Below are 21956 nucleotides of genomic sequence, written 5' to 3'. Positions count from 1 at the left end.
CGTCCCTAACCGGACCGTCGCGGGGTGGAGCAGCCCGGTAGCTCGTCAGGCTCATAACCTGAAGGTCACAGGTTCAAATCCTGTCCCCGCAACCAAATTACCTAAGCTCATATACCGCACCCCGAAAGCGTCCGCTTCCGGGGGCTTTCTGCGTTCGCGGGCCAATGCACTGGTGAACCTCACCCCGAGGGGGCGCGTGAGCGTGTCAGCCGTTGGCGTCGTCGATGAGCCCGTGGATGCGCCCGAACGTCTGCGCGTAACGGGTGTCATCTTCGAGAGCACCGATCACCCGCTCGACCCTATGGCGCCAACAGCATGCCGATTAGGTGTTCAGCCGCGATCCTATGCCCGAGCGTGGTGCTTACGGCTCCGACCGAGGGCGCGATCGGCGCTGGGGGCACCGGGCACCGACAACGCCCGGTCGCTGGACCTCGTCATCGTGGGACGGCTTTCGTCGTGGGGGCCATCCCACACGGCTCGACAATCACACGCGGGATGTCGGGCGTGCCGGCAGCGGCGGTGGTCTAAGACGCGTGTCCGCTGCTTCGGACGTCGTGCTGGAATGCGGGGCGATCGATGCCCGTCCCCGACATCGCGGGGGGCGTATGGCCACACGGGCCGAGATTAGTCGTCGGTATCGGTCAATCGACTGCGCCCGGGCGCAGCGGCCGCCCCCGACGGGTGAGGGGACGACACGAGTGTGTTGCGAGGGGCAGGCCGGCCCATGGCCCGCCTGCCCCTGCGTCCTGGTTCAGAAGCGCATCGTCCCGCCGAAGGCGACGGTGCGGCCGCTGACGGTGTTGGTCATCACCCGCTTTGCGGTACCGTCGGCATATTGGACGATCGGCTCGTCGGTGATGTTGATCACGTCGAGTGTCAGCTTGAACCGGGGCGTCAGATTGACATAGGCCGAGGCGTCGAGGTTCGTGGTGCCCTTGATATATTCGCCGATATTGCCGTTGCCGCCATCGCCCCAGCGATAGCGCGAGCGCGTCGCGATCGAGCCACGCGCGCCCCAGCGATCGGTGTCGTAATAGAGCGTCGCGTTCGACGACAATTTCGACAATGTCGGCAGCGGCAGGCGGACCGGCACGCCGGCATAGAAGACGTCGGTCGACCCGCTGGCGACCGTGACGTTGCCGAGTATGCCGAGCTTGTCGAACGGTGCGGGCAGGAAGTCGAAGTCGCGCTTCGCGGCGACCTCGATCCCCTTGATCGACGCGCCGGGGCCGTTGATCGGGCGCGTATAGTTTACCAGCACCGCAGGGTCGACGCCGACGGGCAGCAGCGCCGCCGGATAGCCGGTCGAGGCATAGGATACGAGCCGCGTTTCCGACGTGATGTACGAGTCCATGTGCTTGTAGAAAGCGCCGATCGCGAGCGATCCGCGCGTGCCGTCATAATATTCGAGCGAGGTTTCGATCGAATCGGCGATGAACGGCTTCAGATTGGGATTGCCGGCCGCGATCGTGCCGCCGAACGAGGCGAGGTTGAGCGTTCCGGCCGCGCGCATGTCGCTGAGCGCAGGGCGGCTCAGATTGCGATTGCCGCTCAGCCGGAAGACGATCGACCGGCTGAGGTCGAAGGCGAGGTTCGCCGCGGGCAGGAAGCCGTCATAGCGGTTGGTCACGCTGACCGGGACGAGCGCGCTGCCGACCAGCGCGGTCCCTGCGGATCCCAGATCGGTATGGTAATAGCGCACGCCGACATTGGCGCGCAGGCCGATCGCGCCGAGCCGGGTGGCGAGGTCATATTGCAGATAGGCGCCATAGGTCCGTTCGGTCAGGTCATAGGCGGTGCCCGCGACGGTGCTGTTCGCGTCGACGGTCATGCTCTGGCCGAGCAGCGCATAGGTGCCGGCGACATCGCCAATCACATAGGGGGCGAGCGTGCTGTCGGTCAGGACGCTGGTCGGGACGTCGGGCACGCCCGGCTTGTTCTCGTAGCTGGGCGCGACCTTGCGTTGCCAGCCGCCATTGGTGAAGCGCTTGAACCCCGCGCCCGCCTTGATCGTCGACCCCGTGGCGACGGTCCAGGCAAGCTCTGCCTTGCTGTTGTAGAATTCGCTCTCGATCCGGTCGGCGCGGGTTTCGAGGCCCTGCAGGTCCCATTGCGACGCGTCGGTGGTGTCGAAGCCATAGTCGGTCCGCGGCGAGGCGGTGTTCAGTCCCGAAAAGGAATAGCTCTTGCCGACCGCCTCGAGATAGACCTGGGCATAGCGCGACGCGAAGGTCGATCGCGACCAGCCGCCCAGAACGTTGAGCGTCAGGTTGCTGGCGAGGTCGGTATGCGCGTTGAGCGCGGCCTGCCAGAAGGTCGTCTGGTCATGCGTCACCTTGGATTCGGTGCGCATGTCGACACGGTCGAACGATGCGCCGACGATGTCGTTGAAATCGTCGAAGGTGACGCCGGTCAGCAGCTGCGTGCCCGTGACGTTGTTCGCGGCGACGCCGTTGGTCCCCGCGGCGCCGATCACGCCCGAGCGCCGGTCATTGTTCAGCCGGCCATAGAGCAGGTCGAGCGAGACATCGGTGCGGTCGTCGGGATGATATTGGAGCGCGGTGGTGACGCCGAGCCGTTCGCGCTTGTTGAAGAATGTCGCATAGGTCTGCGCACGGCTGTTCCAGACGCGTGCGGCACCCGTCGCGCCCACCAGGAGCGCGCGGTCGGCCGCGGAGACGGCGGGCCCGACATTGGCCGCGCCGAAATTGATCTGCGACCAGTTCCAGTTGCGATAGCCGAACTCGACGGTCTCGGCGGTGCTGTACGCGACCGAGGCGAGGACGCCGAAATCTCCCCAACGATCGGATATCAGCCCGACGAGGCGCGGTGTGACCGTCTTGGTATATTGGTTCGCCTGGCCGCGGGCGGAGGCGACGACGGTGAGCCCGTCATAGTCGAACGGCTTGGCGGTGTGCAGCCCGACCGTGCCGCCGATGCCGCCCTCGTCCTGCTGCGCCGCATAGGATTTCTCGACGACGACCTTGTTGAACAGCTCGGATGCGAAGATGCTGTAGTCGAACGCGCGCGACCGGCTGACCGACGAGCGGCTGTCCAGCCCCGACGAGGTATTGGTGAGCACCTCCATGCCGTTCAGCTGCGTGCGGGTGAAATCCGCGCCGAGGCCGCGTAGCGAGATCTGGCGACCCTCACCGCTGTCGCGGGTGATTGCGACGCCGGGGATGCGCTGGAGCGCCTCGGCGAGGTTCTGGTCGGGAAACGCGGCGATGTCCTGCGCCAGAATCACCTCCTGCGACCCGGTTGCGGCCTTCTTGATCTGCTGCGCCTTGGCGACGCTCTGGCGGTAGCCCCGGACGACGATGTCGGCACCGTCATCGGCGAGCGGGTCAGGCTGCGCGGCCTGCGCGATTCCCTGGGCTTCGGTCCCGCCGGGGTACGCGGCAGGAGCGTATGCCGTCGTCACCGGCCCCATGTGCCGCGCGACGGTGACCGTGCCGCCGACGATCCTGCCGTCGACCGCGCTGCCCGCGGTGATCCGCGCGAGCGCCTGTTCCGCGGTCATCCGGCCGCGCAGGCGCTGGCTGCGTGCGCCCTGCAGCAGCGACGGCGACGTCGCGAGCTGCAGCCCGGTCAGGCGCGAGAAGGCGAGGAGCGCGTCGGCGAGACCCTGTGCGGGAACGTCGAAGCTGAACTGGCGTGGTGCCGGTGGTGCGGTCTGCGCGATCGCAGGCGCGCAGACGAGGCCGGACAGTGCGACGGACGCAAGCAGACGCCGCGCCAGACGAATTCTATGAAACATGATTTCCCCCCGAGATGGTTCGAGGGCAAGACGGGCAGGCGCCCGGAAACCCGACAAAGTATTTGGTTTCAGTTATATGACAGCGAAGTCTGATGCAGGTCGGCGTTTATACTGACGGTGGTGCTGCGCAATTTGGGGGATCGGGCAGCGTCCGCGCGAACTCCTTGTCGCACCCTCTCCGAAATTGTCACAAACGCGGCCTAGGTCGCCGGGATCAACAACCCGGACGAGCCATGCCAGCGACGCTTCCCCAGATCGACACCCGCGCGGGCGAGCCCGCGGTCGAGGACTGGCGCGCGATCGCGGCGACGCTGAGCCGCTATGTCCGCGCGCGGACCAGCCGCGTCGATGTCGTCGAGGACGTCGTGCAGGAGACGCTGTCGCGGCTGGTGCACCAGGGGCGCGTGCAGAAGCTGGTCAGCATCTATGCGCTGGGCTTCCGGATCGCCGCGAACCTGCTGGTCGACCATCATCGCAGGGACCGCCGCTATGTTGCCGAACGCGCGGAGGAGCCCGTCAGCCAGGCGCCCCTGCCGGACCGGGTGCTGGTCGGCCGCGAGGCGGTCGCGATCCTCCGGGACGCGCTCGACGCCATGCCGCCGCTGCGCCGCGACGTGCTTGTCCGCCGGCGTTTGCAGGGGCAAAGCTGTGCGGCGATAGCGAGGGATCTGGGGTTGAGCCCGAAGGCAGTCGAGAAGCACATCACCCGCGGCCTGGCAGACCTTCACAAGGCGATGCCGGGAGAGGCGATCGCGTGCGGACGCGGGCGATGAGCCGCGAAAGCCAGATCGCCGAGGACGCCGCCGCGTGGATCGACCGGCTCAACCAGCCGGCGTTCGATGCCGCGGCGGGGCCGGATTTCGATGCGTGGATGGCAGCGTCGCCGCGGCACCGCGCGGTCTTCGCCGAGATGCAGGCGCTCTGGCAATCGGAGGCGCTGGTTGAGGCGCTCGGGACCGCGGCGTGCGCCCCTGCGGCCGCGATCCCGCCGGCCCCGCGGGTCGATCGCGCGCGTCGGGGGCGGCGATCGGCGCCGTGGCTCGCCGCTGCGGCCTGCGCGATGCTGCTTGTGATCGCACTGCTCGGGCCGATGCTAGCGACGACGCGCTATCGCACTGGTCCCGGCGAGATCCGCACTGTGATGCTCGCGGATGGGTCGCGCGTCGATCTGAGCGGCGACACCGAGCTGCGCGTGCGAATCCTGCCGTGGCACCGCGGTGCCGAGCTCGTCCGCGGCGAGGCCTATTTCGACATTCACCACGAACGCAGCCGGATGTTCCGGGTCGCGAGCGGCACCACATCCGTGCGCGTGCTGGGCACCGCGTTCAACGTCGATCGCCAGTCGCCGACGCGAACCGCCGTGGTCGTCTACCGCGGTGCGGTCGAGGTCGGCGTCGCCGGGGAAGCGGATCTGGTGCTGCACAAGGGCGACGGCGCACGCGTCGTCGACGGGCAGGTCACCGCGCAACCGCGCATCGCGGCGAGCGCGCCCGAGTGGAAGTCGGGGTGGTTCGAGGCGTCGGACGTCCCGCTCGCGGTGCTGATCGGCAAGGTTCAGCGTTACTCGGCGCGGCCGATCCTGTTGGAGGATCGCCACCTGCAGGCGCTTCCGATCAGCGGCCGCTTCCATATCTCCGACACCGACCGCGCATTGCAGGCGGTGCAGGCGGCCTATCAGGTCGATGTCGCTTACGGGAAAGACGCGATCGCCATCCGCCCGGCGGGTGACCCCAGGAATCCGTAGGATCGCCGCCGCCCGTTCTTTTGTTTGTCGGGTTTTGCCCGGCTGCTCCGTCTTTCCGGCATAGCAGGTCGCGCTGCGACGCCGGTCGGGCGCTGCAGGCGCGCGCTGCCGCAGGGAGTGTCCTTATGGCTCAGTTCGATCGCCGCAATCTGGTCAAGGCCGGCCTCTCGCTCGCGGTGCTGGGCGGGGCGGGGGCGCCGCGGCTGCTCGCGAAGGCGACGTTCACGCGCGATCCGTTCACGCTGGGTGTCGCGTCGGGGGATCCCTGGCCCGACGGGTTCGTAATCTGGACCCGGCTGGCGCCCGAGCCGCAGACCCCGGACGGCGGCATGCCGCCGCATGATGTTCCGGTCCGCTGGGACATCGCCGAGGACCCCGGTTTCCGCAAGATCGTCCGGACGGGCGCGGCGGTCGCCGACGCAACGCTCGCGCATTCGATCCATGTCGAGGTCGACGGGCTGCGATCGCACCGCCCCTATTGGTATCGCTTCCTTGTCCAGGGCGCCGGATCGAGCCCGGTCGGGACGGCGCGCACCGCGCCTGCGGCGGGCGCGTCGCTCGACCGGCTGCGGCTGGCGATGCTGGGGTGCCAGGATTTCGAGACGGGCTTCTTTACCGCCTATGCGCATGTCGCGCGCGAGCCCGATCTCGACGCGGTCTTCCATTATGGCGACTATATCTACGAGATGGCGACCCGGACCGAGCCCAGTCCGCGCAAGCACCTCGGCGCCGAGACCCATACGCTCGACCAGTATCGCCGCCGTTATGCGCAGTACAAGGCGGATCCCGACCTGCAGGCGGCGCACGCGGCGGTCGCGTTCATCATGTCGTTCGACGATCACGAGATCGACGACAATTGGGCGGGCGAATTCGACAAGGACGGCAACCCGCCGCCGGTATTCGCCGCGCGCAAGGCCGCGGCGTTGCAGGCCTGGTACGAGCACGTCCCCGTCCGCTGCGCGCAACGGCCGGGGACCGGGCGCGCCTATCGCCGGTTCGATTACGGCACGCTGGCGCGGATGCACGTGCTCGACACGCGCTCGGCCCGCAGCGACCAGCTGTGCGAGCGGCCCGGGATCGCGCGGGGCGAACTCGACGCCTGCGTGCCCGTCGACCAGCCGGGGCGCACGATGCTGGGGGCCGCGCAGGAGCGCTGGCTCGACGACGGGCTCGCCAATGACGCCCGGTGGAACTTCATCGCGCAGCAGGTGCTGTTCATGCCCTATGACGCGCGCAAGGACGGCGCGACGACGCCGGTGGTCGGCAAGGACAATTGGAACGGCTATCCGCTCGCGCGGCAGCGGCTCGTCGACGGCATCGCGCGGCGCGGGCTGACCAATGTCGTGATCGGCAGCGGCGACCTGCATCAGAATGTCGTCGGTTCGGTCCCGCGCGACGCGAACGACCCGGGCGGTCCCGCGATCGCGACCGAGTTCCTCGCGACCTCAATCTCGTCGGGCGGCACCGGCGGTGCGCGCTATGCAGGCGAGACGCGCGCGCTCGACCATAATCCGAACGTCAGCCTGCTCAACAACCAGCGCGGCTATCAGCTGTTCACCGTGACGCCGGACCGCTGGCTTGCCGAGGTGAAGGTGATGGATCAGGTCGATCGGCCGGGCGGGTCGGTCTCCACCTTCGCCAAGTTCGTGGTGGATCCAAAACAGCCCGGGCCAAAGCCGGCCTGACGCAGTTGCGCGACCCCCGTGCGGACGCTCAGGGGTTTTCGATCGAGGCCTGCGTGTCGGTATGCGGCGCCTCGAACGTCGCCCATTCGCCGTCGCGATCCGGGTCGGGCCGGGGCGGTGGCCCCGCAATGCCGTCGTGATCGGGGCGGTCGCCGGTGCGCGCACGGTGGAGATGGACCTTGGCGATCATGTTCGCCGAAATCGGCGCGGTGATGAACAGGAACAGCGAGATCAGCAACTCGTGCGCGGTCCAGACGCCGAGCCGGACCTGAAAGAACACGACCGACGCCAGCAACAGCCCGCCGAGCCCGAGCGTCGTCGCCTTGGTCGGGCCGTGCAGCCGCTCCATCGTCGAGGGGAGGCGGACCAGCGCCCAGCTGCCGATCAGCACGAATGCCGCGCCGAGCAGGATCAGGCCGGCGATGACGATCTCGACGAGGCCGCTCATTCGACGATGTCCCCGCGCAGGAGGAACTTGCAATAGGCGATGGTGCTGACGAACCCGACCATCGCGAGCAGCAGCGCGGCTTCGAAATAGGTGTCGTTGCCGCCCATCATGCCGATCACGACGATCACCGCGATGACGTTGATCACCATCGTGTCGAGCGCGAGGATCCGGTCGGCGAGTGCTGGCCCGCGGTACAGCCGCCAGCCGTTGAGCAGCAGCGCGAGCGCGATGGCGATGGCGGCGATCTGCAAGGCTATGGCGATCATGCGAAGATCCTTAGCAGCGGCGCCTCGTAGCGGGTCTTGATCCGCGCGATCTCGGCGGCCGCGTCCGCGACGTCGAGCGCGTGGACCAGCAGGAAGCGCCCGTCAGCGGACACGTCGGACGAGACCGTCCCCGGCGTCAGGCTGATCGTCGTGGCGAGCACGGTGATCGCCTCGGGCGACGACAGCGCGACGGGCACGACCAGCCAGCGCGAGCGGAGATCGCGGTTGCGCCGGAACAGGATCAGCCGCGCGACCTCGAAATTGGCGACGACGATGTCGTAGAGCACGAGGCCGACATAGCCGAGCAGCGCGCGGCCGAAGCGGACGCGGGGTCGATCGGGCCAGAAGGGCTCGGTGAACTTGGGCAGGACGATCCCGAAGACCAGACCGAGCAGGATCCCGCCGACCGTGATGCTGTTCGCCATCAGCAGCCAGACGACGACCAGCATCGCGGTCAGCGCGGGGTGAGGGAGAAGGCGCTTGATCATCGCGTCGCCTCCGTCAGGACCGCCGCGGCATAGCGATCGGGGGCATAGATCTGCGCGGCGGTCGCCTGTGCCTGCGCGGTCGCCCAGCCGGCGCCGAGCGTCAGCAGCGCGAGCAGCACGATCAGCGTCGCCGGCGCGATCAGTTCGGCGCGCGACCGGTCCGCGCCGGCGATCGGGTCGGCATCGTCGGCCGCCTTCCAGAACAGCGTACTGCCGCTGCGGGCAAAGCCGACCACGCCGATCAGCGTGGTGCCCAGCACCGTCGCCCAGATCAGCGGCCATGGCTGGGCCGTGACGCTGCTCTGGAGAATGAACAGCTTGGCGACGAACCCCGACAGCGGCGGCAGCCCGACCGCGGCGATCGTCGCGGCGAGGAACAGCAGCCCGGTCGCCTGCTGGCCCGCGAAGCGCGGGCTGGGGACGATCGCATCGCCATATTGGCCGCGGCGGCGCAGCGTCACGTCGGCGACGAGGAACAGCGCCGCGCCCGCCAGCGTCGCGTGGACGAGATAGTAGAGCGCGGCGGCGGTCGTCGCCTGCGTCCAGCATGACACCGCGAGCAGCAGCGTCCCGGTCGAGCCGAGGATCGCGAACGCCGCCTGTTCGCGCATCGCGCGCGCCGCCAGCACGCCGACGAAGCCGATGATCGCGGTCAGCACGGCGGCGGGCAGCAGCCAGGGCGCCGGCACCCAGGCGGCGGCGCCTGCGGCATCGCCGAAGATCAGCGGCACGACCCGGATCATCGCATAGACGCCGACCTTGGTCATGATCGCGAACAGCGCGGCGACGACCGGCGCGGTCGCGGCATAGGTGCGCGGCAGCCACAGATGCAGCGGCACGACCGCCGCCTTCAGCGCGAACACCGCGAGCAGCAACAGCCCGGCGAGCCGGATCAGCCCCTGGTCCGCCGCGCCCAGTGCGGCGATGCGCTGGCCGAGATCGGCCATGTTGAGCGTGCCGGTCAGCCCGTAGAGCAGCCCCAGCGCGATCAGGAACAGCGCCGAGCCGACGATGTTGACGACGACATAGGCGACCCCCGCCTTCAGCCGCGCCGCGCCCTGGCCGTGGAGCATCAGCCCGTAGGAGGCGATCAGCAGCACTTCGAAGAACACGAACAGGTTGAACAGGTCCCCGGTCAGGAACGCGCCGTTCAGCCCGAGCAGCTGGAACTGGAACAGGGGATGGAAATGCCAGCCCTTGCGGTCGACCGCGGTGACGACCGCATGGAGCATCACCACCAGCGCCAGCACCGCCGCGAGCACCAGCATCCCGGCCGACAGCCGGTCGAGCACCAGCACGATCCCGAACGGGGCGGGCCAGCCGCCGAGCGGATAGGCGCGGATCGCGTCGTCCTGCGCGATGCCGAACAGCGCAAGCGCGACGACCAGCATCGCGACGCAGCCGGCGAGCGACAGCGCGACGCCGACATGCCGCCGCCGCCGCATCACCATCAGCGTCAGCGGCGCGACGATCGCGGGGATCACGACCGGCGCGATCACCAGATGGTCGAGCAGCGTCATGCGCGATCCTGCTCCGGGCCGGGGACGGCGTCGGCGATGCCGTCGACCTGATCGGATCCGCTTTCGAGGAAACTGCGCAGCGACAGGATGACGACCAGCGCGGTCATCCCGAAGGTGATCACGATCGCGGTCAGCACCAGCGCCTGGGGCAGCGGATCGGCATGGTCGGTCACGCCCTTGGCGAACAGCGGCGGGCGGTCGACGACGAGCCGGCCGATCGCGAACAGGAACAGGTTCACGGCGTAGGACAGCAAGGTCAGCCCGAGCACGACCTGAAAGGTGCGCCCGCGCAGCGCGAGATAGACGCCGCCCGCGGTCAGCACCGCGATTCCGCTGGCGATCAGGAATTCCAGACTCATGCCGATGTCTCCTCGTCGGCCTGATCGCGGCTGCGCGCCGCGCGCTGCGCGACGTGGCTGAGCTGGGCGAGCGCCATCATCACCGCGCCGACGACGACGCAAGCGACGCCCGTATCGAAGAACATCGCGGTCGCCAGCTCGACCTCGCCGACCAGCGGAATGTGGAAATAGCCGAAGCTGCTCGTCAGGAAGCGTGCGCCGAAGACGAGCGAGCCGAGCCCCGTCGTGGTCGCGATCAGCACGCCGACCGCGATCAGCGGATGTTCGCCGATCCGGCGCCGGTCGTCGGTCCAGTCGAAGCCCGAGGCGAGATATTGCAGCAGGATCGCGATCGAGACGACCAGCGCGGCGATGAACCCGCCGCCGGGCTGGTTATGCCCGCGCAGGAAGATGTAGAGGCCGACTAGCATCGCCAGCGGCAGCAGCAGCCGCGTCGCCATCACGAACATCATCGGGTGGCGTTCGGGCGAATGCGGCATGTCGTGCCGCCATTCGCGCAGGCGTCGCCCGGCCGTGCCGCGCGCCGCGGGCTCGAGCAGCGCATAGATGGCCAGCCCCGCGATCCCGAGCACGATGATCTCGCCGAGCGTGTCGAACGCGCGGAAATCGACCAGGGTCACGTTGACGACATTGGTCCCGCCGCCGCCCGAATAGCTGTTCGCCCAGTGGAAGGACGAGACCGTGTCGCGCAGGTCGCGGGTCATCACCGCCCAGGCCGCCCAGCCGGTGCCGATCCCGGCGACCGCCGCCAGCAGCGCATCGCGGCTGCGGCGCGGCAGGCTCGAGAGTTTCGGCGGAACCTTGGGGAGCAGGTGCAGCGCGAGCAGCATCAGCAGGATCGTCACGACCTCGACCGCGATCTGGGTCAGCGCGAGGTCGGGGGCGGAGAGGTGGACGAAGGCGAGCGCGATGACGAGGCCGATGACACTGATGAAGACCAGCGCGAGGAAGCGCTGACGCTGCATCACCACGACGATGCCGGTCGCGACGACCAGCGCGAACCAGGCGACGACCGCGACCGGCGACGCGGGCAGCGTCGCGCGCGTCCCCGCGGGCAGCCCGCCGGGCGTCAGCGCGGCATCGATCCCGAACAGCACCGCCACCGCGAACAGCATGAACAGATAGCGTTGCAGCGACGGCGCGTGGATCGCGAGCGAGGCGTCGCGGCTGCGCGCGACGATCGCCGCCATCGCGCCATCGAACAGCCGCTTGGCATCGAGCGCCGGCCGGCCGTCCAGCCAGCGCGCGACCGGCGCGCGGCGCCACAGCAGCAGCGCACCGATCACGACCGCGAGCGCACTCATCCCCAGGGCGGGGTTGATCCCGTGCCACAGCGCCAGATCCAGCGCGGGCGGCGTGCCGCCGATCACCGCCCCCGTCGCGGCGCGCACCAGCGGCCCGGCGATCGTCATCGGCAACAGCCCGAAGCCGAGCGCGGCGAGCACGAGCACGATCGACGGTCCGATCATCGCCATGCCGGGATCGTGCGGGGCGGCGACATCCCCTGTCGCGCGAGGCCCGAAAAACTGTGCGGTGGCGTAGCGCAGGGAATAGGCGACCGACAGCGTCGCCGCGATCGTCGCGAGCAGGGGCACGAGCCAGGACCGGCCGCCTTCCGCGGCATGCAGGCTCTGTTCGAGCATCATTTCCTTGGAGATGAACCCGCCGAGCGGTGGCAGCCCCGCCATCGCCGCAACCGCCAGCGTGCCGAGCGTCGCGGTCAGCGGCATCAGCGCGGCGAGCCCGCCCAGCCGACGGATGTCGCGCGTCCCCGTCTCGTGATCGACGATGCCCGCGTTCATGAACAGCGCCGCCTTGAACGCGGCGTGGTTGAGGATGTGGAACACCGCCGCCGCGGCCGCCGCGGGCGTGCCGAAACCGAGCAGCATCACCATCAGCCCGAGCTGGCTGATCGTCGAATAGGCGAGGATCGCCTTCAGATCGTTGCGGAACAGTGCGACGCCCGCGCCGAACAGCATCGTCACGAGGCCGGTCGAGGCGACCAGATAGAACCACAAGTCGCTGCCCGCGAGCACCGGCCACAATCGCGCGAGCAGGAAGACGCCTGCCTTCACCATCGTCGCGGAATGGAGATAGGCGCTGACCGGCGTGGGTGCGGCCATCGCGTGCGGCAGCCAGAAATGGAACGGGAACTGCGCTGATTTGGTGAACGCGCCGAGCAGGACGAGCGTCAGGATCGCAGGATAGAGCGGCGACGCCTGGACGACGGTACTGCGCGTCAGGATCGTCGCGAGCTCATAGGATCCCGCCGCCTGGCCGAGCAGCAGCATTCCCGCGATCAGCGCGAGCCCGCCGCCGCCCGTCACCGCCAGCGCCATCCGCGCGCCCTGCCGCGCGTCCGCGCGGTCGCGCCAGAAGCCGATCAGCAGGAACGACGACAGGCTGGTCAGTTCCCAGAATATCAGCATCAGCAAGATGTTGTTCGACAGCGCGATGCCGATCATCGCGCCCTGGAACAGCATCAGGAACGACAGGAACCGCCCGGTCGGCTCAGCCTTGGCGAGATAGCCCTGCGCATATATCACGACGAGCAGGCCGATGCCGAGGATCAGTCCGGCGAACAGCAGCCCGAGCGGATCGAGCCACAGGCTGAGATCGAGCCCGAGCGCCGGGATCCACGCGATCCGCGCGGTCAGCGGGGTTCCCGCGAGGACCGCGGGCGCGGCCAGAAGCAGCAGCGCGAGCCCCGCCGCGCTCGCACCGGCGGCGATCCCGACATGCATGCGACGGCCGCCACGTGCGCCGAGCGCCAGCATCAGCGCCGCCGCGAACGGCAGCACCATCAGGAGCATCAGGGGCATGGCAGATCGTTTCCCGGCGACGTCACGAGACTTGCCATCGCACGATATGGCTTCCGGGTCGACCGGCCGACGCCGCGCGACCCTGACGATATCCCGGGGGCATCGACCCGCGATGCGCGTTGATGCCGCATCGGGAGCCTCGCGCCCCGGAATAGCGGAGCGACCATGCGCACGATCGACTTCAGTTCCTGGCAGACCACGTTGCTGACGCTGTTCGGGCTCGCGCTGGTGACCGCGATCGGCGTCGGCATCCGCCTCGTCACGATGATGACGATCCAGCAGCGCCGCGAGCGGATCAACCGGCAGATCAACGAACGGCTGCGCACGCTGATCGCCGCCTACAAGACGCTGGGCGGCTCGTTCACAGGCACGCTGACGGTCGACCCCGCGCACCGGCGCGATCTGCGTCGCCGGGGCGAGGCGGTCCCTGCCGATGCCGCAGATGTCGCGATCGACACCGGATCGGACCGCGGCCGGCGGATCCGCGACGCGGTCGAGGCGGCGCTGTCGGACATCATCCTGCTCGGCACCGACGAGCAGGTCCGGCTGGCGGCGCAGGCCGCGGGCGAACTCGCGGCAGGCCGCCCGGTCCCGACGCACGCGCTGGTCGTGTCAGTGCGCGATTTCGTGCGCGCGGCGCTCGATCTCGCGCCCGTCCCGACCGACCTCGTCCTGCCCGCGCAGGGCCCGACGCGGCCGGCCGCCGGCGGCGGACGCGGCAAGGGCGAGCGCGAGGGGGCCGCTGCAGGCCGGGGTTCGGGCGGGGGCGGTGGTGGACAGGGCGGAGGCGGCGGGGGCGGCGACACGGTTGCAGCGGGGGAGGACGCTCCGGCTCCCGGTACCCGCGCGTAACGCCGTTACGGCGCGACCTCTGCCCCATAAGCGCGCGTGAACAGATCGAGCGCGCGCGCCGCCTGCCGGCGCGCTTCCTCGGGACCGGGCATGCCGACGACCCCCCAGAGCCGCAGATTCTGCTGGGTCTGGGCGAGCAGCAGCAGGTGCATCGCCGCCTGCACCGGATCATCGGCGCGCAGGTCGCCGGCGTCCATCCGGCCGCGCAGATAAAGTGAAAGCTGCTCGATCACGATCTGCGGGCCGCGGGCATAGAAGATGCGGCCGATCTCGGGAAACCGCCCGCCTTCGCCGACGATCAGCCGGTGCAGCCGGATGTTGTCGGGGTGAAGCAGCTTGCCCTGGAAGCGTTCGAGGAAGTCGAGCAGCGTCGTCGCACAGTCGCGCCCCGGGCGCAGCGCATCCTCGAGGCTCTGGCGGAAGTTCGACGTGACATCGTCGAGCACCGCGCTGAACAGATCCTCCTTCGACGGAAAATAGGCCCAGAGCGTCCCCTTCGATCCGCCGAGCTGCACGGCGATCGTCGACATCGAGGTGGCGGCATAGCCATGGTCGAGAAACGCCTCGCGCGCGGTCGCCACGATCGTCTCGCGACGGGCTTCGCGGTTCAGATCGCGGCGGGTTTTCGGCTCGGACATAGGCGTACTATACGGTACGATTATTTATTGACAAGTCCACGACCCGGGACCATCTGCCGAGCGTACGCAGGAGTACGATGATTCAATGCGACTGATTCGATTCGCCGGCTGCACTGCAATCGCAGCCGGGCTTGCCGGCTGCGCGGTGCCCGATCTGGGACCGCCGCCCGTCCTGGCATCCGCGGACACCTATGCATCGCGCAACAGCCTCGCGTCGAACGGCCCGGCGTCGAATGCGGCGTGGCCGGCGACGCAGTGGTGGCGGGGTTACGGCGATGCGCAGCTCGACACGCTGATCACCGAAGCACTGGCGGGATCGCCCGACATCGCGATCGCGGCGGCCCGCGTGCGGACGGCGCGCGGCGCGGTGCAGCAGGCGGGCGCCGCCAACCAGCCGCGGCTCGACGCCGAGGGCACGGTCGGGCTCAACAAGCAGAGCTACAATAACGGCATCCCCGCGGAATTCATCCCGAAGGGCTGGAACGACACGGGCCGGCTGGCACTCGACGCAGGCCTCGATCTCGACTTGTTCGGGCGCAACCGCGCGGCGCTGGTCGCGGCGACGTCGGAGGCCGAGGCGGCGCGGCTCGACGGCGAGCAGGCGGCGCTGACGCTCGCGACCGATATCGCCGCGCGCTATGCCGATCTCGCGCGGCTCTATGCCGAACAGGATGTGCTGCAGCGGGCGAATGCGGTGCGCAGCGCGAGTGAGCGGCTGGTGAACGAGCGCGTCGCGATCGGGCTCGATACGCAGGCCGAGCTCAAACAGGCGCGCTCTGCGGTGCCGGCGTCGCGGGTCGACCTGGCCAGCAACGCCGAACAGATCGCGCTCGCCAAGAACGCGATCGCCGCGCTGCTCGGCGCCGGGCCCGATCGCGCATTGTCGATCACCCGGCCGGCGGTGCCCGTGCTCACCACCGAACTCCCCGCCGACGCGGCGATCGGCCTGATCGGCCGGCGTCCCGACGTCGCCGCTGCGCGCGCGCGCGCCGAAGCGGCGACGAGCCGGATCAAGGTCGCCCGCGCCGATTTCTACCCCAATCTCAGCCTGTCGGGGCTGATCGGGCTGCAATCGCTCGGCCTCGACAACCTGTTCAAGGGCGGATCGAGCATCGGCAATGTCGGCCCGGCGATCAGCCTGCCGATCTTTCGCGGCGGCGCGCTGCAGGGCCAGTACCGGCAGGCGCGCGGCCAGTATGACGAAGCGGTCGGCAGCTATGACCGCATCGTGATCAACGCGCTGCGCGAGGTCGCGGATGTCGTGACCAGCCGGCGCCAGGTCGCAGCGCAGATGCGCGATGCGCGCGCGTCGCTGGTCGATGCCGAAGGCGCGTATCAGGTCGCGCAGCTGCGCTATCGCGGTGGCCTGTCGACCTTTCTCAACGTGCTGAGCGCCGAGGAAGCGGTGCTGACCGCGCGGCGTTCGGTCGCGGCGATCGATTCGCGCCGGTTCGCGCTCGACGTGCAGTTGGTGCGCGCGCTCGGCGGCGGCTTCCAACCCCTTATCCAGACCAGCGGGACACGATGATGGACACCCCATCCCACGACAGCGACCAGACTCCTGCCGAGGAGCCCAAGGCCGATCCCAAGGACAGCCCCAAGGTCGACACCGCAAACCCGGGCAAGCGCAAGCGGCTGCTGCTGATCTTCGCGGCCGTGCTGGTCGTGATCGCCGTCCTGTATTTCGTCTACGATGCGCTCGTGCTCTCGAAGCGCGTGACGACCGACAACGCCTATGTCGCGGCGGAAACCGCGCAGGTCATGCCGCTGGTCAGCGGGCAGGTGATCGCGGTCACGGTGAGCAACACGCAGACCGTCAAGCGCGGGCAGGTGCTGATGCGGCTCGACGATGCCGACCTGCAGATCGCGGTCGCGCAGGCCGAAGCCGATCTGGCGGGGGCCGAGCGCCGCTATGGCCAGACCGCGGCGACGGGCGATGCACTCCAGGCGCAGGCCAATGCGCGCGGTGCCGATATCGGTGCCGCCCGCGCGCAGCTGCTGCTCGCCCAGGGCAATCTCGAGCGTGCGCAGATCGATTATCAGCGTCGCCAGGCGCTGGTCGCGGCGGGCGCGGTATCGGGCGACGAGGTGACCGCAGCGACGAACGCGCTGCGCACCGCGCGCGCCAATGTCGCGATCGCGCAGGCGGGGATCGCGCAGGCGACCGCGACGCGTGCCTCCGCGCTCGAGGATCGCGCCGCCAACACCGCGCTGACCCGCGGCACGACGCGCGACAACGCCCCCGAGGTCCTCGCCGCGCGCGCCAAGCTGCGCCAGGCCCGGCTCGACCTGTCGCGGGCGGTCGTCCGTGCGCCGATCGACGGCGTCATCTCGCAGCGCAACGTCCAGATCGGCCAGCGGCTCGCGCCCGGCACCGCGGCGATGGTGATCGTGCCCGTCGACCAGCTCTATGTCGACGCGAACTACAAGGAAGGCCAGCTGCAGCATGTCCGCGTCGGCCAGCATGCGACGCTGATCTCCGACCTGCACGGCGACGACGTCGTCTATCACGGCCGCGTCGTCGGGCTCGCCGGCGGGACCGGCGCGTCGTCCGCGCTGATCCCCGCGCAGAACGCGACCGGCAACTGGATCAAGGTGGTCCAGCGTCTGCCGGTACGCATCGCGCTCGACCCCAAGGAGCTGCGCGATCATCCGTTGCGCGTCGGGCTGTCGATGGACGCCGAGATCGACATCTCGGGCGATCGCTAGGAACGGATCGATGGCCGCCGACACGTCCGCGCCGGTGCTGACCGGCCCGCGCCTCATCCTTGCGGGCTTCGTGCTGGCGCTGACCAACTTCATGGTGGTGCTCGACACGACCATCGCCAACGTGTCGGTGCCGCATATCTCGGGCGGGCTCGGCGTGTCGCCGACCCAGGGGACCTGGGTCGTCACCTCCTATTCGGTCGCCGAGGCGATCTGCGTGCCGCTGACCGGCTGGCTGGTCCGGCGGTTCGGGACGATCCGCGTGTTCATGGCGGCGATGATCGGCTTTGCGGTCTTCTCCGCGCTGTGCGGTCTCGCCTCGTCGCTCGGCGCGATGGTCGCGTTCCGGATCGGGCAGGGCTTTTGCGGCGGCCCGCTGATGCCGCTGACGCAGACGCTGCTGCTGACCATCTTCCCCCCGCAGAAGCGCGCGGCGGCGATGGGCGCCTGGGCGATGACGACGGTCACCGCGCCGATCCTCGGGCCGATCCTGGGCGGGACGATCAGCGACAACTGGTCCTGGCCGTGGATCTTCTACATCAACCTGCCGATCGCGATCTTCTGCATCGTCGGCGTCTTCACGCTGCTGCGCAAATCCGAGACCAAGACCGAGATCGTGCCGATCGACCGCTTCGGCCTGTTCCTGATGGTCGTGTGGATCGCGGCGCTGCAGATCATGCTCGATCTCGGGCGCGAGCATGACTGGCTTGGGTCGAGCTTCATCGTCGGCTGCGCGATCATCGCGGCGATCGGCTTCGTCACCTTCCTGATCTGGGAGCTGACCGCGGGCAATCCGATCGTCGACCTGCGCGTGTTCCGGCACCGGGGGTTCACCGTCGCGGTGACCGCGCTCGCCTTCAGCTTCGGGACGTTCTTCGCGTCGGTCGTGATCATCCCGCAATGGCTGCAGTCGACGATGGGCTATACCGCGAGCGATGCGGGCTATGTCACCGCGTTCAACGGCGTGCTCGCGGTGATCTTCTCGCCGATCGTCGCCAAGCTGAGCAACAAGGTCGACCCGCGCGCGCTGGTGTGTTTCGGGATCTTCTGGCTCGGGCTGACGTCGGTGCTGCGGACCTTCTGGTTCAGCGGTGCGGATTTCTGGATCCTGGCGGCGCCGCAGCTCGTCCAGGGGCTGGGCATGCCGTTCTTCTTCATCCCGCTGACGATCATCGCGCTGGGCGCGGTCAATCCGGAGGAGACCGCGTCGGCGGCGGGCGTGATGAGCTTCCTGCGGACGCTGGCGGCGGCGATCGGCACGTCGATCGGCAGCACGATGTGGCAGAACAACGCGCAGACGAACCGCGCCGAGCTGACCAACATCCTCAACAATGGCGATCAGGTGATCGCCAACGCGCAGCAGCACGGGCTGAGTGCGGAACAGGGGCGCGGGCTGATCGAGCGGGTGGTCGAGCAGGAAAGCTTCGCGCTGGCGACGAACCACCTGTTCGCCTTTGCCGCGCTGATCTTCTTCGTGTCCGCCGCGATCATCTGGCTGGCGCCGCGGCCTGCCCGGCCGGTCGACCCCGCCGCTGCGCACTGATCCGGTGGTGAGATGACGGGGGGCACCGCGGCGCCCCCCGCCCGGTCTCAGTATTTCACGCGCAGACGCGTATAGTAGAAGCCGCCGTTGAAGCCGAACGGCCCGCCGTTGCGCGGATAGACCTGGCCGTCCGACGTGCCGCCGGTCAGCGGATAGATCTGCACCGTCGAGGTCGGCTTGAGCCGGTCGGGATGCTCGTCGGTGAAGTTCTGCGCGCCGACCGCAACCGTGAAATGCTCGGCGAAGGTGTAGCTGAGCTCCAGATCGGTGACGAACTTGCCGCTGAACACCTGGTTCGGCACGCCGTTGGTCTGGCCGTAATCCTGCGCGCTGGTGAACGAGCTGTAGTAATTCTCGCGCACGTTGAGGCTCAGATTGTCGAGCGTCCAGCCGGCATTGAAGACGACGCGGTGCTTTGGCGCCAGATTTTCCGCGTCGATCAGCTGCGCGGTGCCGACCACCCGGGCATCGAACTCGGTAACCTTGGTGTCGTTGTAGTTATACGCCAGCGAGAAGTTCAGCTCCGCCTCGCTGAACCGCGTGCGGTAGGTGCCGACGACGTCGATGCCCTGGGTGCGCGTCTTGAAGCCGTTGGTGAAATACTGGACCTGGCCGCCGACACCGACCGGCAGCAGCGCCGGCTGCGCGGCAAGGTCCGCCGCGGTGACGATGAAGGGCGAGGTCAGGCCGATCCGGTTGCGCAGGTTGATCCGGTAGCCATCGACCGTGACCGTCATTCCGCGGACCGGTTCGAGGATGAAGCCGAGGCCGTAATTGGTCGACTTTTCCGGGGTCAGGTTGCTCGCGCCATAATATTGCGCGACCGCGGTGTTGGTCGGGTAGGTGCCCGCCTGGAACGCGACGCCGTTGTTGAACGAGGTCGTGACGATCGAGACGTTCGACTGGCCCGGCGATGGTGCGTGGAAGCCGGTACCGAAGCTGCCGCGGACCGAGAAGGCGTCGGCGAACTTGTACAGCGCGTTCACCTTGCCGACCCAGGCATCGCCGAACGTGTTGTAATGTTCGTACCGGCCCGCCGCGCCGACCGTCAGCGCGTCGGTCAGATCGGTTTCGAGCCCGACATAGGCGGCATAGGCCTTCTGGCTGAACTTGCCTGCGGTGGCGGGGCTGGTGCCCGCATAGCCGCTCGCGCCGACGCCCTGCGCCGCGGTCGTGCCGGAGGCGACGTACACGCCCGGCGCGGTCTGGGTGAAGAGCTGTTGCGCGATCGCATAGGGTCCCGCGGCATAGGATTGCGTGTCGCCCGCAGTCTGTTCGTAGGTTTCCTTGCGGAACTCCCCGCCCGCCGAGATGGTCAGCGGTGCGGCAAGACCGAGGTCGGCGGCATAGGTGAAGTCGGCGTTGAAGTTGGTTTCCTTCTGGATCAGGTCGCCAAAGTCGAAGCTGGTCTGCGTCGCCGGGCCGTAGGAGAAATTGGCCGAGTCATACATCGACAGCGACAGCTTGTTGCGCGCCAGCGTGCCCGACAGGTCGTAGCTGAAGGCGCCGGACGTGCCCTTGTAGCCGAGCACGCCATACGCCTCCTGCGTCTTGCCGACGAAGCGCGGCGTGAAGCCGGCGGGGTAGAGCGTGCCGAAGCGGAAGGTGTTGCCGTCGCGAACGAAGCCGCCGCTCGGGCAGGTCGCGTTGCCGGCGGGGCAGGGGGTGAGGAAGAAGGTGTTGTTGAACGCGCCGTTCGCGCCCTGATTGCGGACCACGCCGTTCGTGTCGACCGCGGTGCTCGACACCGAGGCGCGGTAGTTGAAGCTCTGATTGCCCTTGCTCTGCGCATAATTGGCAAAGACGTAGATCTTGCTGTTGTCGGTGACGTTGATCGCCGAGTTGTAGACCGACTTGAAGCCGTGCGAGGGCGAATTGCCCCAGATCTGCACGGGCAGCGGATAATTGGGGAGCTGATTCGCGAGCGCCGGGAAATTCTGCGCGAAATTGGCGGCCGACGGGCGGGTGCGGCCGCGGCTGGTCTGGCCTTCGTCGACATATTCGCCGGTGACGTTGATGAAGCCCCAGTCGCCCTTCACGCCCGCATTGCCCGCGATCTGATAGCTTTCGCCGTCGCCCGCATAATATTGGCCGGCGCGACCGACCAGTTCGATCCCCTGATCCTCGCGCAGGCCGTAATTGAGCACGCCGGCGATCGCGTCGGAGCCATATTGCGCGGTCGCGCCCTCGCGCAGCACCTGCAGATTGCCGATCGCGAGCGACGGGATCGCCGAGATGTCGGGCCCCTGCGCACCGCGGCCGAGCCCGGTGTCGCTGCCGCCATAGACCTGGACCAGCGCGGAGCGGTTATAGCGTTTGCCGTTGATCATCACGAGCACCTGATCGCCCGACAGGCCGCGCAGCGACGGCGAGCGGACGAAGGTCGAGGCGTCCGAGATCGAATTCTGCCCGGCGTAGAAGGACGGCACGATATTCTTGAGCGCGTCGATCATGTTGGCGGCGGGCTGCGACGTCAGTTCGGCCGAACTGATCACGTCGACCGGCGACGGCGACGTGGCGAGCGTGCGATCGGTCCGGCGCGTGCCCAGCACGACGATGTCGTTCGACGGCTCGGGGGTCGCGCTGGCGGCGTCGGGGACGCTTTCCTGCACGGCGCTGGCCGGTGCGGGCGTGGGCGCGGCGCCATCCTGGCCGCTGCCGGGCGTCGCTGCGAAGGCGGCGGACCCGGCAAGAAGTGCGACCGCCAGTGCGACGGTCGAGGTCGTGTATCTGATCATCCTAAGCCCCCTTTGAAAAGTGGCTCTCAGGATCCTCCCCCATCATCGCCGTTCCAGACCGCCGATTCCCCTTGGCGCGCCTGCGGAAATTGCCCTGTCACACGCAAGGACGGCCGCCTGTCCGGCTTCGTCCCTGACCTGTCCTGGCAACAAACGGCCATAGCGGTCCCGTCTTTGCAACCGAAAATACGCACGACTTTCATATGGACGTCATAATGTTGCAGAATTGACGCAATCGATTGTCCCGGTTCCAGCCAAGCAAGGGGCGGCGGACGTGGTGGGCCGGCCACCGCCACCGGGGCCAAAGCCGGGTCGCGGCGGATCGGCGGCGTGCGACCGGCGGAACCCGAAACGCGGCGGATGCGGCAGCTTTCGGGTTCCGCGCAG

Annotated in this window: 16 protein-coding genes and 1 tRNA gene; 8 read left to right on the top strand and 9 right to left on the bottom strand. The window is 68.6% G+C overall.

Translation table 11 applies throughout. The features are described 5' to 3' along the window. Positions 1 to 18 precede the first annotated feature (18 nt). Positions 19 to 95, top strand: a tRNA-Met gene (locus FHY04_RS13930). Between the two features lie 656 nt (positions 96 to 751). Here the strand turns inward: FHY04_RS13930 and FHY04_RS13925 are convergent. Next, a complete protein-coding gene (locus tag FHY04_RS13925) occupies positions 752 to 3760 on the bottom strand; it encodes a TonB-dependent receptor (protein ID WP_183936853.1) in 3009 nt (1002 codons plus the stop codon). Positions 3761 to 3993: 233 nt separating this feature from the next. Between FHY04_RS13925 and FHY04_RS13920 the strand changes: the two genes are divergently transcribed. From FHY04_RS13920 to FHY04_RS13910, 3 genes are all read left to right on the top strand, one after another. Beyond that, positions 3994 to 4533: an RNA polymerase sigma factor gene (locus FHY04_RS13920; RefSeq protein WP_051916211.1), complete on the top strand. Its 540-nt coding sequence runs from the start codon at positions 3994 to 3996 to the stop codon at positions 4531 to 4533. Next, entirely contained in the window at positions 4530 to 5504 is a 975-nt protein-coding gene (locus tag FHY04_RS13915) for a FecR domain-containing protein (protein WP_183936852.1), read from the top strand. The genes FHY04_RS13920 and FHY04_RS13915 overlap by 4 nt, the downstream gene beginning before the upstream one ends. A gap of 125 nt (positions 5505 to 5629) precedes the next feature. Continuing rightward, a complete protein-coding gene (locus tag FHY04_RS13910) occupies positions 5630 to 7189 on the top strand; it encodes an alkaline phosphatase (RefSeq protein ID WP_183936851.1) in 1560 nt (519 codons plus the stop codon). Between the two features lie 28 nt (positions 7190 to 7217). On the opposite strand, the gene FHY04_RS13905 is transcribed toward FHY04_RS13910, so the two are convergent. Genes FHY04_RS13905 through FHY04_RS13880 form a run of 6 tightly spaced genes read right to left on the bottom strand, consistent with a single transcriptional unit; the run spans position 7218 to position 13092 of the window. After that, the gene (locus FHY04_RS13905; RefSeq protein ID WP_183936850.1) at positions 7218 to 7637 is read right to left on the bottom strand and encodes a Na+/H+ antiporter subunit G; all 420 of its coding nucleotides are present in this window, start codon (positions 7635 to 7637) and stop codon (positions 7218 to 7220) included. Next, positions 7634 to 7903 (bottom strand): K+/H+ antiporter subunit F, encoded by a 270-nt coding sequence (locus tag FHY04_RS13900; protein ID WP_037531531.1) that lies wholly within the window; start codon positions 7901 to 7903, stop codon positions 7634 to 7636. The genes FHY04_RS13905 and FHY04_RS13900 overlap by 4 nt, the downstream gene beginning before the upstream one ends. Continuing rightward, positions 7900 to 8391, bottom strand: coding sequence for a Na+/H+ antiporter subunit E (locus FHY04_RS13895; protein WP_183936849.1), 492 nt, complete (start codon positions 8389 to 8391; stop codon positions 7900 to 7902). The genes FHY04_RS13900 and FHY04_RS13895 overlap by 4 nt, the downstream gene beginning before the upstream one ends. Beyond that, positions 8388 to 9911 carry a monovalent cation/H+ antiporter subunit D gene (locus FHY04_RS13890; protein ID WP_183936848.1) on the bottom strand — a complete coding sequence of 508 codons (1524 nt, stop codon included), beginning with the start codon at positions 9909 to 9911 and terminating at the stop codon, positions 8388 to 8390. The genes FHY04_RS13895 and FHY04_RS13890 overlap by 4 nt, the downstream gene beginning before the upstream one ends. Continuing rightward, entirely contained in the window at positions 9908 to 10264 is a 357-nt protein-coding gene (locus FHY04_RS13885) for a Na+/H+ antiporter subunit C (protein WP_042467027.1), read from the bottom strand. Before FHY04_RS13885 ends, FHY04_RS13890 begins: the two co-directional genes overlap by 4 nt. 2 nt (positions 10265 to 10266) lie before the next feature. Next, a complete protein-coding gene (locus tag FHY04_RS13880) occupies positions 10267 to 13092 on the bottom strand; it encodes a monovalent cation/H+ antiporter subunit A (protein ID WP_183936847.1) in 2826 nt (941 codons plus the stop codon). A gap of 165 nt (positions 13093 to 13257) precedes the next feature. Here FHY04_RS13880 and FHY04_RS13875 point away from each other — a divergent pair, with 165 nt between their 5' ends. Further along, entirely contained in the window at positions 13258 to 13944 is a 687-nt protein-coding gene (locus tag FHY04_RS13875) for a hypothetical protein (RefSeq protein ID WP_183936846.1), read from the top strand. 5 nt (positions 13945 to 13949) lie between these two features. Here FHY04_RS13875 and FHY04_RS13870 read toward each other — a convergent pair whose 3' ends face one another. Next, positions 13950 to 14582 (bottom strand): TetR/AcrR family transcriptional regulator, encoded by a 633-nt coding sequence (locus tag FHY04_RS13870; RefSeq protein ID WP_031395749.1) that lies wholly within the window; start codon positions 14580 to 14582, stop codon positions 13950 to 13952. Positions 14583 to 14667: 85 nt separating this feature from the next. On the opposite strand from FHY04_RS13870, the gene FHY04_RS13865 reads away from it, so the two are divergent. Genes FHY04_RS13865 through FHY04_RS13855 form a run of 3 tightly spaced genes read left to right on the top strand, consistent with a single transcriptional unit; the run spans position 14668 to position 18831 of the window. Continuing rightward, positions 14668 to 16110: an efflux transporter outer membrane subunit gene (locus tag FHY04_RS13865; protein ID WP_183936845.1), complete on the top strand. Its 1443-nt coding sequence runs from the start codon at positions 14668 to 14670 to the stop codon at positions 16108 to 16110. After that, complete coding sequence (locus FHY04_RS13860; RefSeq protein WP_107045102.1) at positions 16107 to 17291, top strand: HlyD family efflux transporter periplasmic adaptor subunit; 1185 nt, start codon at positions 16107 to 16109, stop codon at positions 17289 to 17291. The genes FHY04_RS13865 and FHY04_RS13860 overlap by 4 nt, the downstream gene beginning before the upstream one ends. Positions 17292 to 17301: 10 nt before the next feature. Further along, positions 17302 to 18831 (top strand): DHA2 family efflux MFS transporter permease subunit, encoded by a 1530-nt coding sequence (locus tag FHY04_RS13855; protein WP_031396601.1) that lies wholly within the window; start codon positions 17302 to 17304, stop codon positions 18829 to 18831. 47 nt (positions 18832 to 18878) lie between these two features. On the opposite strand, the gene FHY04_RS13850 is transcribed toward FHY04_RS13855, so the two are convergent. Continuing rightward, positions 18879 to 21569, bottom strand: a complete 2691-nt coding sequence (locus tag FHY04_RS13850; protein WP_183936844.1) for a TonB-dependent siderophore receptor — start codon at positions 21567 to 21569, stop codon at positions 18879 to 18881. Positions 21570 to 21956 lie beyond the last annotated feature (387 nt).

It is taken from the genome of Sphingomonas sp. BK481 (assembly GCF_014194875.1).
In the GTDB taxonomy this organism is placed as follows: domain Bacteria; phylum Pseudomonadota; class Alphaproteobacteria; order Sphingomonadales; family Sphingomonadaceae; genus Sphingomonas; species Sphingomonas aerolata.
This window is presented reverse-complemented; position numbering and strand designations above follow the sequence as displayed.

Bases quoted from the DNA above. Each gene is read 5' to 3' on its own strand.
- FHY04_RS13890 (WP_183936848.1), bottom strand. From the start codon at position 9,911: ATGACGCTGCTCGACCATCTGGTGATCGCGCCGGTCGTGATCCCCGCG.
- FHY04_RS13865 (WP_183936845.1), top strand. From the start codon at position 14,668: ATGCGACTGATTCGATTCGCCGGCTGCACTGCAATCGCAGCCGGGCTT.
- FHY04_RS13850 (WP_183936844.1), bottom strand. From the start codon at position 21,569: ATGATCAGATACACGACCTCGACCGTCGCACTGGCGGTCGCACTTCTT.
- FHY04_RS13855 (WP_031396601.1), top strand. From the start codon at position 17,302: ATGGCCGCCGACACGTCCGCGCCGGTGCTGACCGGCCCGCGCCTCATC.
- FHY04_RS13910 (WP_183936851.1), top strand. From the start codon at position 5,630: ATGGCTCAGTTCGATCGCCGCAATCTGGTCAAGGCCGGCCTCTCGCTC.
- FHY04_RS13900 (WP_037531531.1), bottom strand. From the start codon at position 7,903: ATGATCGCCATAGCCTTGCAGATCGCCGCCATCGCCATCGCGCTCGCG.
- FHY04_RS13895 (WP_183936849.1), bottom strand. From the start codon at position 8,391: ATGATCAAGCGCCTTCTCCCTCACCCCGCGCTGACCGCGATGCTGGTC.
- FHY04_RS13880 (WP_183936847.1), bottom strand. From the start codon at position 13,092: ATGCCCCTGATGCTCCTGATGGTGCTGCCGTTCGCGGCGGCGCTGATG.
- FHY04_RS13875 (WP_183936846.1), top strand. From the start codon at position 13,258: ATGCGCACGATCGACTTCAGTTCCTGGCAGACCACGTTGCTGACGCTG.
- FHY04_RS13860 (WP_107045102.1), top strand. From the start codon at position 16,107: ATGATGGACACCCCATCCCACGACAGCGACCAGACTCCTGCCGAGGAG.
- FHY04_RS13920 (WP_051916211.1), top strand. From the start codon at position 3,994: ATGCCAGCGACGCTTCCCCAGATCGACACCCGCGCGGGCGAGCCCGCG.
- FHY04_RS13905 (WP_183936850.1), bottom strand. From the start codon at position 7,637: ATGAGCGGCCTCGTCGAGATCGTCATCGCCGGCCTGATCCTGCTCGGC.
- FHY04_RS13925 (WP_183936853.1), bottom strand. From the start codon at position 3,760: ATGTTTCATAGAATTCGTCTGGCGCGGCGTCTGCTTGCGTCCGTCGCA.
- FHY04_RS13870 (WP_031395749.1), bottom strand. From the start codon at position 14,582: ATGTCCGAGCCGAAAACCCGCCGCGATCTGAACCGCGAAGCCCGTCGC.
- FHY04_RS13915 (WP_183936852.1), top strand. From the start codon at position 4,530: ATGAGCCGCGAAAGCCAGATCGCCGAGGACGCCGCCGCGTGGATCGAC.